General features: G+C 72.4%; 12 protein-coding genes. 9 read left to right on the plus strand and 3 right to left on the minus strand.

Features of this window, described 5'->3' with window-relative positions; translation table 11 throughout:
* Positions 1-219: 219 nt before the first annotated feature.
* Positions 220-2,388 carry a catalase/peroxidase HPI gene (katG, locus tag BLV24_RS05140; protein ID WP_092680018.1) on the minus strand — a complete coding sequence of 723 codons (2,169 nt, stop codon included), beginning with the start codon at positions 2,386-2,388 and terminating at the stop codon, positions 220-222.
* 197 nt (positions 2,389-2,585) lie between these two features.
* Between katG and BLV24_RS05145 the strand changes: the two genes are divergently transcribed.
* The 5 genes from BLV24_RS05145 (at position 2,586) to BLV24_RS05165 (ending at position 7,988) form a co-directional block, all read left to right on the plus strand.
* On the plus strand, positions 2,586-3,491 hold the full coding sequence (locus tag BLV24_RS05145; protein WP_092680019.1) for a LysR substrate-binding domain-containing protein: 906 nt from the start codon (positions 2,586-2,588) through the stop codon (positions 3,489-3,491).
* 179 nt (positions 3,492-3,670) lie between these two features.
* Positions 3,671-4,549: an SdiA-regulated domain-containing protein gene (locus BLV24_RS05150; RefSeq protein WP_176954625.1), complete on the plus strand. Its 879-nt coding sequence runs from the start codon at positions 3,671-3,673 to the stop codon at positions 4,547-4,549.
* 91 nt (positions 4,550-4,640) lie between these two features.
* Positions 4,641-6,260, plus strand: coding sequence for an MFS transporter (locus BLV24_RS05155; RefSeq protein WP_092680021.1), 1,620 nt, complete (start codon positions 4,641-4,643; stop codon positions 6,258-6,260).
* Positions 6,261-6,336: 76 nt separating this feature from the next.
* Entirely contained in the window at positions 6,337-6,606 is a 270-nt protein-coding gene (locus BLV24_RS05160; RefSeq protein ID WP_092680022.1) for a DksA/TraR family C4-type zinc finger protein, read from the plus strand.
* An 80-nt stretch (positions 6,607-6,686) separates the two neighbouring features.
* Positions 6,687-7,988 carry an Hsp70 family protein gene (locus BLV24_RS05165; RefSeq protein WP_092680023.1) on the plus strand — a complete coding sequence of 434 codons (1,302 nt, stop codon included), beginning with the start codon at positions 6,687-6,689 and terminating at the stop codon, positions 7,986-7,988.
* A gap of 12 nt (positions 7,989-8,000) precedes the next feature.
* Here the strand turns inward: BLV24_RS05165 and BLV24_RS21895 are convergent, their stop codons facing one another.
* Positions 8,001-9,122, minus strand: a complete 1,122-nt coding sequence (locus tag BLV24_RS21895; RefSeq protein WP_176954626.1) for a hypothetical protein — start codon at positions 9,120-9,122, stop codon at positions 8,001-8,003.
* Between the two features lie 210 nt (positions 9,123-9,332).
* Between BLV24_RS21895 and BLV24_RS05175 the strand changes: the two genes are divergently transcribed.
* Complete coding sequence (locus tag BLV24_RS05175; RefSeq protein WP_245710384.1) at positions 9,333-10,190, plus strand: sugar phosphate isomerase/epimerase family protein; 858 nt, start codon at positions 9,333-9,335, stop codon at positions 10,188-10,190.
* A 221-nt stretch (positions 10,191-10,411) separates the two neighbouring features.
* Here the strand turns inward: BLV24_RS05175 and BLV24_RS05180 are convergent, their stop codons facing one another.
* Positions 10,412-11,833: an alkaline phosphatase family protein gene (locus BLV24_RS05180; RefSeq protein WP_092680024.1), complete on the minus strand. Its 1,422-nt coding sequence runs from the start codon at positions 11,831-11,833 to the stop codon at positions 10,412-10,414.
* A 258-nt stretch (positions 11,834-12,091) separates the two neighbouring features.
* Between BLV24_RS05180 and BLV24_RS05185 the strand changes: the two genes are divergently transcribed.
* The 3 genes from BLV24_RS05185 to BLV24_RS05195 all read left to right on the plus strand — a co-directional run bounded on the left by BLV24_RS05185 (position 12,092) and on the right by BLV24_RS05195 (position 16,325).
* Positions 12,092-13,750 carry an ABC transporter substrate-binding protein gene (locus tag BLV24_RS05185; protein WP_092680025.1) on the plus strand — a complete coding sequence of 553 codons (1,659 nt, stop codon included), beginning with the start codon at positions 12,092-12,094 and terminating at the stop codon, positions 13,748-13,750.
* A 93-nt stretch (positions 13,751-13,843) separates the two neighbouring features.
* Positions 13,844-14,926: an ABC transporter ATP-binding protein gene (locus tag BLV24_RS05190; RefSeq protein ID WP_092680026.1), complete on the plus strand. Its 1,083-nt coding sequence runs from the start codon at positions 13,844-13,846 to the stop codon at positions 14,924-14,926.
* Between the two features lie 325 nt (positions 14,927-15,251).
* Entirely contained in the window at positions 15,252-16,325 is a 1,074-nt protein-coding gene (locus BLV24_RS05195) for an ABC transporter ATP-binding protein (RefSeq protein ID WP_092680027.1), read from the plus strand.
* Positions 16,326-16,337: the final 12 nt, after the last annotated feature.

The following is a 16,337-nucleotide window of genomic DNA, read 5'->3' on the forward strand; positions in this document are numbered from 1 at the left end:
GGTTCGCACCCGCCCTACGGGACCCGGCGGGTTGGCGCCCGCCCTACGGGATCTGGCGGGTTGGCGCCCGCCCTACGGGATCTGGCGGGTTGGCGCCCGCCCTACGGGATCTGGCGGGTTCGCACCCGCCCTACGGGACCCGGCGCCGAATGGAAAACGGCCGCCGGATCGCTCCGGCGGCCGCTGCGTTCAGGGGGTGGCCCCGCGTGAGGCCCCGGCTCAGGCCAGGTCGAAGCGGTCCGCGTTCATGACCTTGGTCCAGGCGGCCACGAAGTCCTTCACGAACTTCCCGGCATTGTCGTCCTGGGCGTAGACCTCGGAGATGGCGCGCAGGATGGCGTTCGAGCCGAACACCAGATCCGCCCGCGTGGCGGTCCATTTGGTCTGGCCGTCGCGACGGTCGCGGATCTCGTAGAGACCCTCGCCCACCGGCATCCAGCTATAGGCCATGTCGGTCAGGTTGGTGAAGAAGTCCGGGGTCAGGGCGCCGACGCGGTCGGTGAAGACGCCATGCGCGGTCCCGCCATGGTTGGTCCCCATCGCCCGCATGCCGCCGACCAGAACGGTCATCTCGGTCGCGGTCAGGCCCAGAAGCTGGGCGCGGTCCAGCATCATCTCCTCGGGGGAGACGACGTAGTCCTTCTTGAGCCAGTTGCGGAAGCCGTCGGCCAGCGGCTCCAGCGCGTCGAAGCTGTCGGCGTCGGTCATCTCGTCGGTCGCGTCGCCGCGGCCCGGCGCGAAGGGCACGTCCACATCGAAGCCCGCGGCCCTGGCCGCCTGCTCGACGCCCACATTGCCGGCCAGCACGATGATGTCGGCGAGCGACGCGCCCATCTCCTCGGCGATCGGCTCCAGGATCCCCAGCACCTTGGCGAGCCGGGCGGGCTCATTGCCTTCCCAGTCCTTCTGCGGCGCCAGGCGGATGCGCGCGCCGTTGGCGCCGCCCCGCATGTCCGACCCGCGATAGGTCCGGGCGCTGTCCCAGGCGGTGGCGACCAGATCGGCCGTGGTCAGGCCCGCGGCCGCGATCCTGGCCTTGGCCGCGCCCATGTCCCAGAGCGTCGGGCCGGCGGGGACCGGATCCTGCCAGATCAGGTCTTCCTGGGGCACGTCGGGGCCGACATAGCGCGCCTTCGGGCCCATGTCGCGATGGGTCAGCTTGAACCAGGCGCGGGCGAAGGTCTCCGAGAAGTAGTCCGGATCCGCCATGAACTTCTGACAGATGGCGTTGTAGGTCGGGTCGACCTTCATCGCCATGTCCGCGTCGGTCATCATCGGCATGCACTTGATCGAGGGGTCCTCGACGTCGACCGGCATGTCCTCGGGCTTGATTTCGATGGGCTTCCACTGATTGGCGCCGGCGGGGGACTTGGTCAGTTCCCACTCGTAGCCGAACAGCAGGTCGAACCAGCCCATGTCCCACTGGGTGGGGTGGGTGGTCCAGGCGCCCTCGATGCCCGACACCACGGTGTCGCGCCCGATGCCGCGGCCCTTGGTGTTCATCCAGCCGATGCCCTGGTATTCGGGGCCGGCGGCCTCGGGCTCGGGGCTCAGGTTCGCCGGATCGCCGTTGCCGTGGGACTTGCCGATGGTGTGGCCGCCGGCGGTCAGCGCCGCGGTCTCCTCATCGTTCATCGCCATGCGGGCGAAGGTCTCGCGCACCTGGGCGGCGGTGGCCATCGGGTCCGAATTGCCGTTCACGCCCTCGGGGTTCACGTAGATCAGACCCATCTGCACGGCGGCGAGCGGGTTCTCCATGGTCTCGGGCCTGGAGACGTCGTCGTAGCGGTTGTCGGAGGGGGCCAGCCACTCCTTCTCCGCGCCCCAGTAGGTGTCCTTCTCCGGCGACCAGATGTCCTCGCGCCCGAAGGCGAAGCCGAAGGTCTTCAGGCCGGCGACCTCATAGGCGATGGTCCCCGACAGGATCATCAGGTCGGCCCAGGAGATCTTGTTGCCGTATTTCTTCTTGATCGGCCACAGCAGGCGGCGGCCCTTGTCGGTGTTGACGTTGTCGGGCCAGGAGTTCAGCGGGGCGAAGCGCTGGTTGCCCGTGCCGCCGCCGCCGCGCCCGTCGGCCAGACGGTAGGAGCCCGCGGCGTGCCACGCCACGCGGGCGAACATCCCGACATAGGAGCCCCAGTCGGCCGGCCACCAGTCCTGGCTCTCGGTCATCAGGGCGCGCAGGTCGTTCTTCAGCGCCTCGACGTCGAGCTTCTTGAGCTCTTCGCGATAGTCGAAGTCCGGACCCATCGGGTTGGTCTTGGAATCATGCTGGTGCAGGATGTCCAGGTTCAGCGCGTTCGGCCACCAGTCCATGACCGCGCGGCTCATGGCGGTCTGGCCGCCGTGCATCACCGGGCATTTGCCCGCGGTATCGTTCCCGTCCATCTGGAAACCCTCTCCTCGGCTTGGGCCGCGCATCGGTCGGGGGCGCGGCGAATTCCTGGCTCAGGGGCCGGGCCGGCCCGTCCCCGGCTTCGGGGGGCGGGCGGCGGCGACTCGCACCCCCTGTGTAGGGGAGCCTTGTAGCAGTTTTTGGAATTAATAAAATTTGGATATTCCAATGGGGGTGATAAGCTGAGGCTATGAGCAATCTGACCATACGCCAGCTGCGCTACTTCGAGGCCCTGTCCCGCCATCGCCATTTCGGACGGGCGGCGGAGGCCTGCGCGATCTCCCAGCCCGCGCTGTCGATCCAGATGAAGGAGCTTGAGGCGATGCTCGGCGCGCCGCTGATCGAGCGCGGCGCGCGCCAGCTGCGCCTGTCGGAGCTGGGCGAGGCGCTTGCGGTGCGCGCCCGCGACATCCTGCGCGCGGTCGATGAGATCGAGGACCTCGCCCGCGCCTCGCACGGGACCTTCTCGGGCCGGCTGCGCATCGGGGTGATCCCGACGGTGGCGCCCTATCTGCTGCCGGGCCTGATCCAGCACCTCGCCGCAGCCTATCCCGAGCTCGACGCCATCCCGCGCGAAACCGTGACCCAGACCCTCGTGCGCGACCTGCTGGAGGGGCGGCTGGATCTCGCCATCGTGGCGCTGCCGATCTCCGAGCCGACCCTGCGCGAGGCCCCGCTCTTCCAGGAGGAATTCGTGCTGGTCCGCCCCGAGGCCGACGCCGCCCTGCCGCCGCCGAGCGCCGCGAACCTGCGCGAAATGCGCCTGCTGCTGCTGGAGGAGGGGCATTGCTTTCGCGACCAGGCGCTGAGCTTCTGCAAGCTGTCCAACGCGCCCCCCCGCGACCTGATGGAGGGCAGCTCGCTCTCCACTCTCGTGCAGATGGTGGGGGTGGGCATCGGGGTGACCCTGATCCCCGAGATGGCTGTGGCGGTGGAGACGGCCTCCGCCCCGGTCTGCGTCACCCGGCTGGAGGCGCCCCGCCCGACCCGGACCCTCGGCATGGTCTGGCGCAAGTCCTCGCCGCTGGTCGAGCATCTGGAGCGGATCGCCGAACAGGTGCGCCTTTTCGGGGAACGTCGCGAGCCCCTCGCCTGAAGCGCCCCGGCGGAGGGCGATCTCAGGCGCCCCGCTCTCCCATGCGCCCCCCCCCCCCCCCCGCCCCGACATGCCGGGGGTTTCCCGCCCGCCCCGCCCGGCGCAAGCTGGGACGACGCCCGCCCGCCGCCGCCGCCTCACGCCTCCCCCCCTCACGCCTTCCCGCGGAAGGAGCCTCCATGCCCGCCCCGACGCCCCTCGTCCTCTCCGCCATCCTTTCGGCCCTGCTTCTGGCGGCTCCGGCCGCGGCCCAAAGCCTCGAATTGCGCGACAGCACCCGCATCCGCGACAAGGCGGCGGGCTTCGACGAGCCTTCGGGCCTGTCGCTCTCGGCCGACGGCGGCTTTCTGTGGGCGGTCAGCGACAACGCCCCCGAGGTCTTCCGGCTGGGCTTCGACGGCAAGCTGATCCCCGGCCCGCGCCCCCGCCTGCCCTGGCCCGACCAGGCCGAGGGCGTGGCCGCGACCCCGGACGGAACCGGGCTGATCGTGGTGCGCGAGGACGGCGCCCGCGTGGCGCTCATCGACATCGCCGGCGGAGAGACCCGCATCGACCGCGCCCTGCGCGACATGGAGGGCTGGGACGACTTCGCCGCCCTCCTCTCCGGCCCTGCGGACGGAGAGGACGAGAACGGGCTCGAAGGCGTCGCCATCGCGCCCCTCGACGGAACCGTGTGGCTGTTGCGAGAGGCCGAGCCCCGGCTGCTGATCGCGCTTTCCCCCGACCTCGCGCGGATCGTCTCGGTCCGAAGGCTGGACGCCGCCGCGGGGTTCGACGACGCGATGGACCGGGACGGGCGGCTCGACGTCTCCGGCATCGCGGTGGCGGCGGCGGGGTTCTGGATCGTCTCCGACCGGGGGCGGCGGGTGTTCCTGCTGCCCCGCGACGGCGGGGCTGGCCCGGCCCTGTCCTGGCCGCTGGCGCGCAAGGACGGCGACGACCCGGACCTGCTGAGCGACGCCGAGGGCGTGGCCTGGGATCCAGGCCGCAACATGCTTTTCGTGGTCAGCGACGCGAAGAAGAAGTCCCGGCTGGTGAGCTACGCCCTGACCGACTGAGCGCTCCTCGACCGGCCGCCAACCGGCGCTTGCCCGCGCCGCCCCGCGAGCCTATCGAAAAGGAGGCGCACGCCGCGCCGAGGATCGCCCCATGCCGCAGACCGTCTCGCCGCTGGCGCTGTTCTCCAACAAGACGTTCCGCATGTTGTGGCTGGCGGCGCTGACCTCCAATTTCGGCGGGCTGGTGCAGTCGGTCGGCGCGGCCTGGATGATGACCACGCTCTCGGACAAGCCCTCGATGGTGGCGCTGGTGCAGAGCTCGGTGACGCTGCCCATCGTGATCTTCTCCCTGCTCGCGGGCGTGCTGGCCGACAGCTACGACCGCCGCCGGGTGATGCTGACCGCGCAGAGCTTCATGTTCGTCGTGTCGATCGCGCTGGCCGGCATGGCGGTGGCGGGGCTGCTGTCGCCCTGGCTGCTGCTGGGCTTCACCTTCATGATCGGCTGCGGGACGGCGCTGCATCTGCCCTCCTGGCAGGCCACCATGGGCGATATCGTGCCCAAGTCGGACCTGCCCTCGGCGGTGGCGCTGAACTCCATGGGGTTCAACCTGATGCGTTCGGTCGGGCCGGCGGCGGGGGGCGCCATCGTCGCCGTCGCCGGGGCCGCCGCCGCCTTCGCGGTCAATGCCGCGAGCTATGTGGCGATCATCACCGCGCTGCTGCGCTGGCACCCCGCCGCCCGTCCCCGCACTCTCCCGCGAGAGCCGCTGGGCGCCGCCTTCGCCGCCGGCCTGCGATATGTGGCGATGTCGCCGAACCTGATCCGCGTGATCCTGCGCGGCGCGATGTTCGGCATGGCCTCCATCGCCGTGCTGGCCCTGCTGCCGCTGGTGGTGCGCGAGCATCTGGACGGCCGCGCCTTCGTCTACGGCATCATGCTGGGCTGTTTCGGGCTGGGCGCGGTGGCGGGCGCGCTGATGAACGCCCGCCTGCGCGCGCGGTTCGAGAACGAGGCGATCGCGCGCGGCGCCTTCCTCGCCCTTGCGCTGGCCTCGGTGACGCTGGCGCTGAGCGGGGCCTATCTGCTGACCGGGGCGGCGCTGCTGCTGGCCGGCGGGGCCTGGGTGGTGGCGCTGTCGATGTTCAACGTGACCATCCAGCTCTCCACCCCGCGCTGGGTGGTGGGGCGGGCGCTGGCGCTCTACCAGACCGGGACCTTCGGGGGCATGGCGGCGGGAAGCTGGATCGCCGGCCTGCTGGCGGAGGCGCATGGCGTCGACGCCGCCATGCTCGTCGCCGCCGCGGCCATGTGCCTGGGCGCCGCGGCGGGCCGGCTCCTGCCGCTGCCGGCCTTCGGGGTGCTCGACCTCGACCCGCTGGACCGCTTCCGCGAGCCGCCGCTGCGCCTCGACCTCACCCGCCGCTCCGGCCCGATCATGGTCACGGTGGACTACATCATCGCGCAGGCGGACGTGCCCGCCTTCCTTTCGGTCATGGCCCTGCGCCGACGCATCCGGCTGCGCGACGGGGCGCGGCAATGGACCCTGCTGCGCGACCTGGAGAACCCGGATGTCTGGACCGAGAGCTACCATGTCCCCACCTGGGTCGAATATGTCCGCCACAACGCCCGCCGCACCCAGGCCGATCTGGACGGCTACGAGCGCCTGCTCGCCCTGCATCGCGGCGACGCCCCCCCGAAAGTGCGCCGCATGATCGAGCGTCAGACCGTGCCCCTGCATGACGACACGCCCCTCAAGCCCCCCGCCTGACCGCCCTGAAACCGCCCTTTGACCGCCCCCTCGCCGCGGCGCTAGACTGGACGCGGCAACCAACGGGAGACGCCTCATGGCCGGCGGCTGGGCGCGCGACGGCGCGGTGAACGAGCAGATCGACGCCTCGATCCAGGACGAGCTTTCGCGCCTGCGCGCCACGACCGCCCCGCGGGGCGAAAGCCGCACCCATTGCGTCGAATGCGAGGAGCCGATCCCCGAGCCCCGCCGCGCCGCCCTGTCCGGCGTGCGCCTGTGCATCGAATGCCAGAACGAACGCGACGCCGCCCCCGTGGTCCGCGGCGGCGTGAACCGCCGCGGCTCCAAGGACAGTCAGCTCAAGTAGGCGCCGCTTCGGGCTTGCCCGCGGGCCCGCGATCGGATAGTTCGCGCTCCCTCGCGCCTTAGCCCCGGGGGATGCGGACAATGCCCAGCGACCTTTACGACGACACGCTCGCCATCGACTTCGGCACCTCGAACTCCGCCGTCTCGATCGTGGAGGACGGCCGCCCCATGCGCCTTGCGGTGGAGGGCGCCGCCGACACCCTGCCCACCGCCGTGTTCTTCCCCGCCGACGGGGCGCCCATGCTGATCGGCGCCGCCGCGGCGGAAGCCCTGATCGAGGGCGAGGAGGGCCGCTACATGCGCGCCCTGAAAAGCGTGCTCGGCACGCCCCTGCTGCATGAGGAGCGCCGCATCGGCGGGCGCCGCCGCACGCTGGCCAGCGTGATCTCCGCCTTTCTCCTCGCGCTCCGCCAGCAGGCCGAGCGGCAGGCCGGCCGCCCCTTCCGCCGGGCGCTGTCGGGGCGGCCGGTGCATTTCCACTCCATCGACCCCGAGCGCGACGCCCAGGCCCAGAACGACCTGCGCGACTGCTACTACGCCGCCGGCTTCGAGGAAGTGGGCTTCATGTTCGAGCCGGAGGCCGCCGCCCTCTCCGCCGCCGCCGAGAGCCATGCCGAGGGCCTGCGCGCCAGCGAGACCGGGCTGATCGTCGATATCGGCGGCGGCACCTCGGATTTCTCGGTGTTCCGGCGAGCGGGAAGCGATGTGCGCATCATCGCCTCGCACGGCGTGCGGCTGGGCGGCACGGATTTCGACCACGCGGTGTCGATGACCCATGCCATGCCGCTGCTGGGCCTGGGCGGAGAGCTGCGGCGCACCTTCGGCAAGGGCCTGCTGCCGGTGCCCAACGATCTCTTCGCCGAGATGTCGACCTGGGCCAAGATCCCCTTCCTCTACACCCCCGAAACCCTGCGCGAGGTGCAGGAGATGGTGCGCGAGGCGGTCGAGCCCGAGCGCCTGTCCCGCTTCGCCAAGGTCATCGACAACCAGCTGGGCCACGAGCTCGCCTTCGCGGTGGAGGCCGGCAAGATCGCCGCCAACGTCCCCGCGGGGTCGCCCGAAGCCGCGGCCGCCCGCATCGACATGTCCCCGATCGAGCGCGGGCTGTTCGCGCCGATCTCGCCCGCCTCGATGGACGCGTCGCTCTCCGAGTTCCGCGCCGGCCTGCGCGAGGCGATGCAGGAGACGCTGCGCCTCGCCGACCTGCCCGCCTCCGGGATCGGCTCGGTGGTGCTGGTCGGCGGCTCGTCGCTGATGGGGCTGGTGTCGGAAGAAGCGGTCGCCGTGTGCCCGGAGGCGCGCCTGAGCCGGTCGGACGCGTTCTCCTCCGTCGTCGACGGGCTGGCCATCGCCCTTTCCGGCGCGCCCGCCGCCGCGGCCTAGACGGCGCCCGCCCTAGGCCCGCGAAACGGTCCAGGCCAACCCGTCGCCCTCCGGCGCGACCTCCACCGACATGAAGGCGCGGTGGGAGGCGACGGCGCCGCGCCACAGCTCCGTCCAGGCCGCGAGCAGGTCGTCGCGCGCCGCGCCTTCCAGCCCCCGCGCGATGCGCAGCCCGGACTGGCGGATCACGGCCTGCGATCCCGAGACCTCAAGGGCGGTCTCGTCTCCCATCCCCTCGAACATGGCGGCGAGGAAGCCCGCGGCCTCGGCCGGGCCGCCATCGACGCCGCCCACCGCCTCGGCCATGCGCGGGTAATGCTGCAAGCCGGTCAGCCGCGCGGACAGGCCCGCAAGCTCCCGCGCCCGGTCGCGCCCGAGCACGCCCGCCAGCTCCGCCACCCCGTTGCGGCAATATTCCATCGCGTAATTGCGCGCCGCCTTGTCCAGCCGCGCCTGCGGCCAGTCCTCCGCCGGCGGCTCGGGCTGGGCGGCGGGGTCGAACTCCGGCGGGCGTTCGTCGGGGGCGAAGACCAGCCGCTCGTCCTCCGCCAGATCCCGGTCCGCCTCCCGGAAGTAGCCGCACAGGCCGAATTGCCCGGTCATGTCCTCCGACACGCACACGAAGCCCAGCCGGGGATTGCCCAGCGACACGCCGTTCTGCGCATACCACCCCCGCAGGAACCCGCGCGAGGCCTCGACCGGGACCCCGCAGATCGTGGGCCCGTCATACATCCAGCGCGGATAGCGGAACCGCACCCAGGCCTTGCGGGGGCCTTCCTCCATATACTCCACCCGCACGCCGCCGACCCCGTTGGACAGGACGTGGTAGCGGGCGCAGGCGACGGCGTGGGGCAGCCCTTCCAGCCCCAGTTTCCCGAAGCTGGACAGGAACTTGGCGTGGTGCTGACGGCGGAAGAGGCGGAACATCCACTCCCCCGTCGCCTCCGGCCCCTCGCGGGTCGCGACCATCAATTGCAGGCCCAGCAGCCACTGGTGATGCAGCGTCGCCTGCGCGGCGACGGCGGCGGCCGCCGTATCGGTCGCGGCGTCGGTCGCGGTGTCGGTCGCGGTGTCGGTCGCGGTGTCGGTCGCGGTGTCGGTCGCGGTGTCGGTCGCGGTGTCGGTCGCGGTCATCCGCTCGGCCCTCCCTCGGTCCTGTCGGCGCCTCTGCGGGGCCTGTCGGGCGCGACCCTAGCCCCGCTCCACGATCTTGGCGAGGCCGCCCGCCCGTCCCCCTCCGGCGCCGCGCAACCGTCACGCAACCGCAGCCGAACCGACGCGGCCCGGTCACGCGCCGGGCGTATCCGGGGCGGACTCCCCCACGGACCCGAGAGGACCCCGCCCATGAACCGCCCCATGTCCACGCCGGAAACCGCCGCCGCGGCCGAGGCCGCGCTGCCCGTGCTCGGCGTCTGCCTGCCCAATGACGACATCGAGGCCCAGCTCGACTGGATCGTGCAGGACCAGCGCGATCTCGAGGTGCAGGACTTCTTTTCGGCCGAGGTGCTGGACGGCGACTGGCAGGCCGTGGCGGCGCGCACGCGCAAGCTGCTCGCCGCCCATACCGGCCGGCTCGGCATTCACGGACCGTTCTGGGGCTTTTCGCTCGGCACCATGGACCCGCTGATCCGCGACGTGGTGCGCAAGCGGATGGACCAGGGTCTCGACGTCTGCGAGGCGATCGGCGCCACGCAGATGGTCATTCACTCGCCCGCGACCACCTGGGACTACAACAACCGCCACCACCTGCCCGGCGCCTACCGGATGTTCGACAACGTCCATGCCAGCCTGGAGGCCGCCGTGGCCAGGGCCGAGCGGCTGGGCGTCGTGCTGGTGCTTGAGAACATCGAGGACAAGGACCCCGCCGAGCGCGTGCGCCTGGCCGAAAGCTTCGGGAGCGACGCGGTGCGGGTCTCGGTCGACACCGGCCACGCCCATTACGCCCATCGCTCGACCGGCGCGCCGCCGGTGGATCACTACATCCTCGCGGCCGGGGACATGCTGAACCACGTGCATATCCAGGACGCCGACGGCTATGCCGACCGGCACTGGGCGCCGGGGATGGGCGACATCCTCTGGGGCTCGGTGTTCAAGGCGCTGGAGCATTGCGGCGCCGCCCCCCGCCTGAACCTGGAGCTGCGCGACAAGTCCGGCGTGCAGCCCGCCGCCGAGTGGTTCAAGGCCCGCGGCCTCGCCCGATAGGCCGGGCGGAACGAAGCTCGCCCGATAAGCCGGGCGGAAGAAAAGGCGCCCGACAGGCAGGGCGCGACGGGGCGGACGGGGGAAACCCCGGCCGCCCCGTTCGCGTTTCGCCACCGATAACGGGGGCGAGAACGGAGGGCGGAGGACGGCGGGTTGAAACCCGCCCTACGGCGTGGCGCGACGCCCGTAGGGCGGGTGCGAACCCGCCTCCCCCCCGACGGTCAGACGCGCCCGCCCTCCGCAAGGTAGGTCTTGCCCCGGTAGCGCAGCCGGGTCAGGCGCTGGCGGAACCCGCCATGCGAGACCTCGTCGGTCAGGGTCTCGGCGGGCTCGGCCGCGGCGCCCCAGGCCTCGTCCAGCACCCGTCCCTGGCCGAAGGGCGCGGGCGCTCCCAGCGCCGCGAGGATCGTCGGGGCCACGTCCACGATCCCCGCCGGACAGTCCAGCGCCCCCGGAACCACGCCGGGCCCGGAGATCGCCAGCAGGGTGTTCAGCTCCCGCCGATGCAGCCCGCCATGCATGCCGCCGCCGACCGGGATGCCGCCGGTGAAGACCCCCAACCCTTCGAAGCCGAATTCGTCCGGCCCGTCGCCCGAACGGCAGACGTAATGCAGGTCCGGCGCCCGCGGATGATCGCCCGCCACCAGCGCGACGGGCAGCGTCCCCGGCAGCGCCTCACGCGCGAAGACCATCCCCATCCAGTCCTGCGCCATCAGCCACTCCGCCAGCTCCGCCACCGGGGCGGCGGGGCGCAGGGCCCGGATCTCGCCCGAGGCGCCCCGCGTGATCCCGAAATCGTCGCTGGGCCGCGGCGCCGCCCCGGCGCGGAAGCCGGCGGCGCGAAGCTCCGCCTCGATATCCACCTCCCGGTCCACGGTGATCTGCCCGTGATCCGACATCGCCACGATCAGCGCATCCGCCGGCGCCGCCGCCCGGATCGCCTCGAAGGCCCGGTCGCAGGCGGCCAGCGCCTCCCTCGCCTCCGCCGAGCCGATGCGTCGGTAATGGAAGGTCGTGTCCGGCTCCGGAAACCAGACCAGCGCCAGGTCCGGCGCCTCCGCCAGCCCCATGTCGCGGATCACCGCCTCGGCCCGCGCCACGGCCGCCAGCCGCGGCATGTCGGGCTCCGGCAACGGGCCGTGCCGCGCGACCGACGCCGCGACCGCCTCCGGCGTGCGGGTGTGATCCTCCCCGTGGATGGAGAAGGTCCAGTGCCCCGCATGCTCCGCCGCCCCGGCGTTGACCAGGAAGGCCGAGCCCGAGGACCCGCAATGCGCCGCCACCATCCGCCGGCCCGACGCCGCCAGCGCGCTCCCGAGATCGGGGGCGGTGATCACGGCGCCCTCGGCCTCCGCCAGCGCCTCCAGATCCGCCCGCCGCGAGGTGTCGAGCGGCCGCCCCGTCACCACGCGCGGCTGGTGGAAGGCGTTGCCGACCACGCCATGATCCCGCGGCCAGGCGCCGGTGGCCAGCGCCGTGGTGCAGACGCGGGTGTAGGAGGGGAACACGGTCCGCGCCTCCCGGAACCAGGCGGCGCCGCCGAGAAAGGCGGAAAGCGACGGCATCGTGTCAGCCGTGATGCGATCCGGTCTCAATCCGTCGAACACCACCACGATCACCTGCCCGACCTGTCGCATATCCATTCCTTTCGATCCGTTGCGCGCGGACCCTCGCACGGCTTGCGCGGCGGTTTGATGACGTCCCGGCGACGCGGGCCAAGGGCCTGATGCCGCAGGGCTTCCCGGCGCAGACCGGGACCGGCCCCGGCCCCCGCGCCCGCGCCGCGACAAAGGTTCGCGAAGCTGTCGCCGCTCCGTCGCACGCCGCCCCCATCCTCCGCCCCCGGACCCGACGGGGCCTCGCCGCCCCGCCCTCTCCTCCAGCGACCGGAACCCAGCCGCATGACCTTTCCCCGCCGCCTTCTGAGCCTCGCCGCCGGCGCGGCCCTGCTCGCCTCCACCGCGCTCGTCGCGCCGGGCGCCCAGGCCGCCGACCGCCCGACGATCACCGTCGCCGTGCAGCAGATCGTCAACGCCGGCGCGCTCGACGTGCTGCGCGAGCAGTCGAATGTCGGCGCCCGCGTGTTCTACTCGATCTACGAAGGCCTGATCGACTTCGAGCGCCAGACCGACGACCTGCCCCAGAAGCCCGGTCTCGCAACCTCCTGGAAGCGCATCGACGACCGCACCGTCGAGCTGACGCTGCGCGAGGGCGTGAAGTTCCACAACGGCGACGTGATGACCGCCGAAGACGTGGTCTTCACCTTCTCCCCCGAGCGGTTCGGCACCCTGCCCGAGCAGGTCGAGGCCCAGAAGGAGGGCGCGACGCTCTTCACCTCCTCCGCCGCCACCGCCACCAAGGGCAAGGTGCCCCCGCCCGAGGTCGCCGCGGTCGCCAAGCGCGCCTGGCCGAACCTCGACCGGGTCGAGAAGGTGGACGACATGACCGTCCGCTTCATCTCCAAGGTTCCCGATCCCACGCTGGAAGGCCGCATCTCCCGCGGGGGGGCGCAGATCCTGTCCAAGCGCGCCTATCAGGAGGCCGCCACCTGGGCCGACTTCGCCCGCGCCCCGGTCGGCACCGGCCCCTACAAGGTGGTGGATTTCCGCCCCGACAACGTGCTGGTCCTGGCCGCGCATGAGGACTACTGGGGCGGCGAGCCGCCGATCAAGGAGCTGCGCTTCCTCGTGGTCCCCGAGGTCGCGTCCCGCGTGAACGGCCTGCTGTCGGGCGAATACGACTTCATCACCGACGTGCCCCCGGACCAGATCGCGCTGGTCGAGGAAGACCCGGCCTTCGAGGTCGTCGGCGGCCCGATCACCAACCATCGCCTGATGGTGTTCGACAAGAACAACGGCCCGATGAAGAACGTGAAGATCCGCCAGGCGATGACCCACGCCATCGACCGCGAGCTGATCGTGGACGCGCTGTGGGGCGGCCGGACCAAGGTGCCCGCCGGCCTGCAGTGGGAATATTACGGCGACATGTATCTCGCCGACTGGGAAGTGCCCGCATACGACCTCGACCTGGCCAAGAAGCTGGTCGCCGAGTCCGGCTATGACGGCTCGCCGATCACCGTGCGGGTGCTGAACAACTACTACACCAACCAGGTCTCCACCGCGCAGATCAACGCCGAGGCCTTCCGCCAAATCGGTCTCAACATCGAGATCGAGATGAAGGAGAACTGGCAGCAGATCTTCGACACCGAGAGCGGTCCGCGCATGGTCCGCGACTGGTCGAACTCCGCGCCCTATCCCGATCCGGTCTCCTCGATCGTCAACCAGCACTGCCAGAACGGCCAGCAGCAGCAGGTCGGCGAGTGGACCAACGAGGAGTTCAACGCGCTCTGCATCAAGCTTGAGACCTCGACGGATCTGGAGACCCGCCGCAACGCCTTCCAGCGGATGCTGGAGATCGCCGAGCGCGAGGACCCCGCCTACACGGTCCTCCACCAGAACGCGATCTTCTACGGCAAGCGCGCCGACATCGCGTGGAAGCCCTCGGCCCTGCTGTCGATGGATTTCCGCGCCGGCAACTTCGCCGTCGGCTCCTCCAACTGATCGGCTGACCTGACCCTCGCGCCCTCCGCCGTCATGGCGGGGGGCGCGCCTGTTTTCCGCCCCCCGTTTCCAGTCCCGTCACGGATGCGCCCCATGACCAACCCGCTCGATCCCCTGAAACCGCTGGTGTCGCTGACCGGCATGACCATCGATTTCGACATCGGCCGGCGCTATGTGCGCGCCCTGCACGGCGTCGACCTGGAGGTGATGCGCGGCGAGACGCTGGGCGTGGTCGGGGAAAGCGGCTGCGGCAAGTCGATCACCTGGCTGGCCGCCGCGGGGTTGCTGGACGACCGCGCGCGGGTCGGCGGGTCGGTCCGGCTGGCGGGGGAGGAGATCCTGGGCGCCCCTGAACGTCGCCTGGCCGCCATCCGCGGCGGGCGCGTGGCGCTGATCTTCCAGGACCCGTCCTCGTCCCTCAATCCGGTGCGCCGCATCGGCTGGCAGATCGGCGAGGCCCTGCGCCTGCATCGCGGGCTGCGCGGCGCCGAGGCGCGGGCCGAGGCGACGCGGCTGCTGGAGCGGGTGGGCATCTCCAACCCCGCCCAGCGGCTCGATGAATATCCCCATGAGCTGTCGGGCGGCATGAACCAGCGGGTGATGATCGCCATGGCGCTGGCGGGCGAGCCCGAGCTGCTGATCGCGGATGAGCCCACGACCGCGCTGGACGCGACGATCCAGGCCCAGATCCTCGACCTGCTCGACGACCTGCGGGCCGAGACGGGGATGGCCATGGTGCTGATCTCCCACGATCTGGGCGTGATCTCGGACATGTGCGACCGGGTGGCGGTGATGTATTGCGGCCGGGTGGTGGAGACGGGGCCGGCGGCGCGGGTGTTCGACGCGCCCTCGCATCCCTACACAAGCGGGCTGATGGCGGCGCTGCCGGATATCGAGGGGCCGCGGCGGCGGCTCGACGCCATTCCCGGCGCGGTGCCCGCGCCCCATGCGCTGCCGCCGGGCTGCGCCTTCGCCCCCCGCTGCGCCGAGGCCGGGGCCGATTGCGCCGCCGCCCTGCCGGCGCTGGGTCCGCTGGGCGGCGGCCATCTCGCCGCCTGCCTGCGCCGCGGCCCCGACGCCCGCCCGCGGGAGGGCGCGCCCGCGTCCTCCGCCGCCCCCCACGCGGACGCGCAGGCTCGGCGCGCGGCGCGCCAGCCCGCCGAGGCCCGCCCGTGACCGCCCTGCGCGCCCCGGTCTTCGTGCCGACGCCCGCCGAGGCGCCGGCCCGCCCGCCGCAATCCCAGCCGCGATCCCCTTCGCGCCCGCCGTCCTCTCCGACGCCTTCCGCCCGCGCCTTGCGACGGTTCCGCCGGGCGCCCTCCATCGAGGGTGCGCGCCAGCCGTCCCCGGCGTCGCGCCGCGACGCCGCCGGCCGCGCTTCGCGGCCGGGCGCGGGCGAAACGCCCGCGCGGACGGCGCCCCCGCCGGGCGCCAGGCCGCGCCGCCGCCTGGCCGCGCCCGCGCGCCTTCATCTGACCGCCCTGCCCACGGATCCCCGCCGATGACCTCGCCCGACCTTTCCGCCCCCGCGACCGAGGGCGAGACGCCCCTGCTCTCGGTCCGCGGCCTCGCCCGCCATTACCCCGTCCGCCTGCCCGGCGGTCTGTTCGGACGGCCCGGTCTGCTCAAGGCCGTGGACGGCATCGACTTCGACCTGGCCCGCGGCGAGACGCTGGGCCTCGTCGGCGAATCCGGCTGCGGCAAGTCCACCACCGCCAAGCTCGCGCTTGGCCTGATCCCGCCCTCGGCCGGCGAGATCCGCTTCGACGGCGCCCCCGCCCCCGCCCCCGCCCGCCAGGACGCCGCCTGGCGCGCCCGGCGCCGGCGCATGCAGATGGTCTACCAGGACCCGCTCGGCGCGCTGGACCGCCGGCTCGGCATCCTCGACCAGATCGCCGAGCCCTTCGCCATCCACGCCCCCGCCACCCCGCGCGGCGAGGCCCGCGAGCGCGCCGCCGCCCTGATGGACGCCGTCGGCCTGCGGCCGGACATGGCCGCCCGCTTCCCCCACGAGCTTTCCGGCGGCCAGCGTCAGCGCGTGGTCATCGCGCGCGCCCTCGCGCTCGAACCCGACCTGCTGGTCTGCGACGAGCCGGTCTCCGCGCTCGACGTCTCCATCCAGGCGCAGGTGCTCAACCTGCTCGACGACCTGCGGGCGCGGACCGGCTTCGCGTCGCTGTTCATCAGCCATGACCTGAAGGTGGTCCGGCAGATGGCCGACCGGGTGGCGGTGATGTATCTGGGCCGGATCGTCGAGGAAGGCCCGCCCGAGACCCTGTTCCGCGCGCCCCTCCACCCCTATGCGCAGGCGCTGGTCGCCGCCGTTCCCGTGCCGGGCCGCCGCCGGGCCCGCACCGCCCTGCGCGGCGACCCGCCGAACCCGGTCGACGCGCCCCCGGGCTGCCCGTTCCACCCGCGCTGCCCCGTAGCCATCGCCCGTTGCGCGACCGAGCGTCCGCCCCTGCTGCGCGACGCCGGCCGGGCCGTGGCCTGCCACCTGGCCCCCGCCTCGCCCGCTCCCGCCTCGCCGACCCCCGCGTCGCCCCCCCACGCCGCCGTTTCCGCCGCCGCCTGAGAGATCCCAAAG

This window comes from Albimonas donghaensis (assembly GCF_900106695.1).
GTDB classification, from domain to species: Bacteria; Pseudomonadota; Alphaproteobacteria; order Rhodobacterales; family Rhodobacteraceae; genus Albimonas; species Albimonas donghaensis.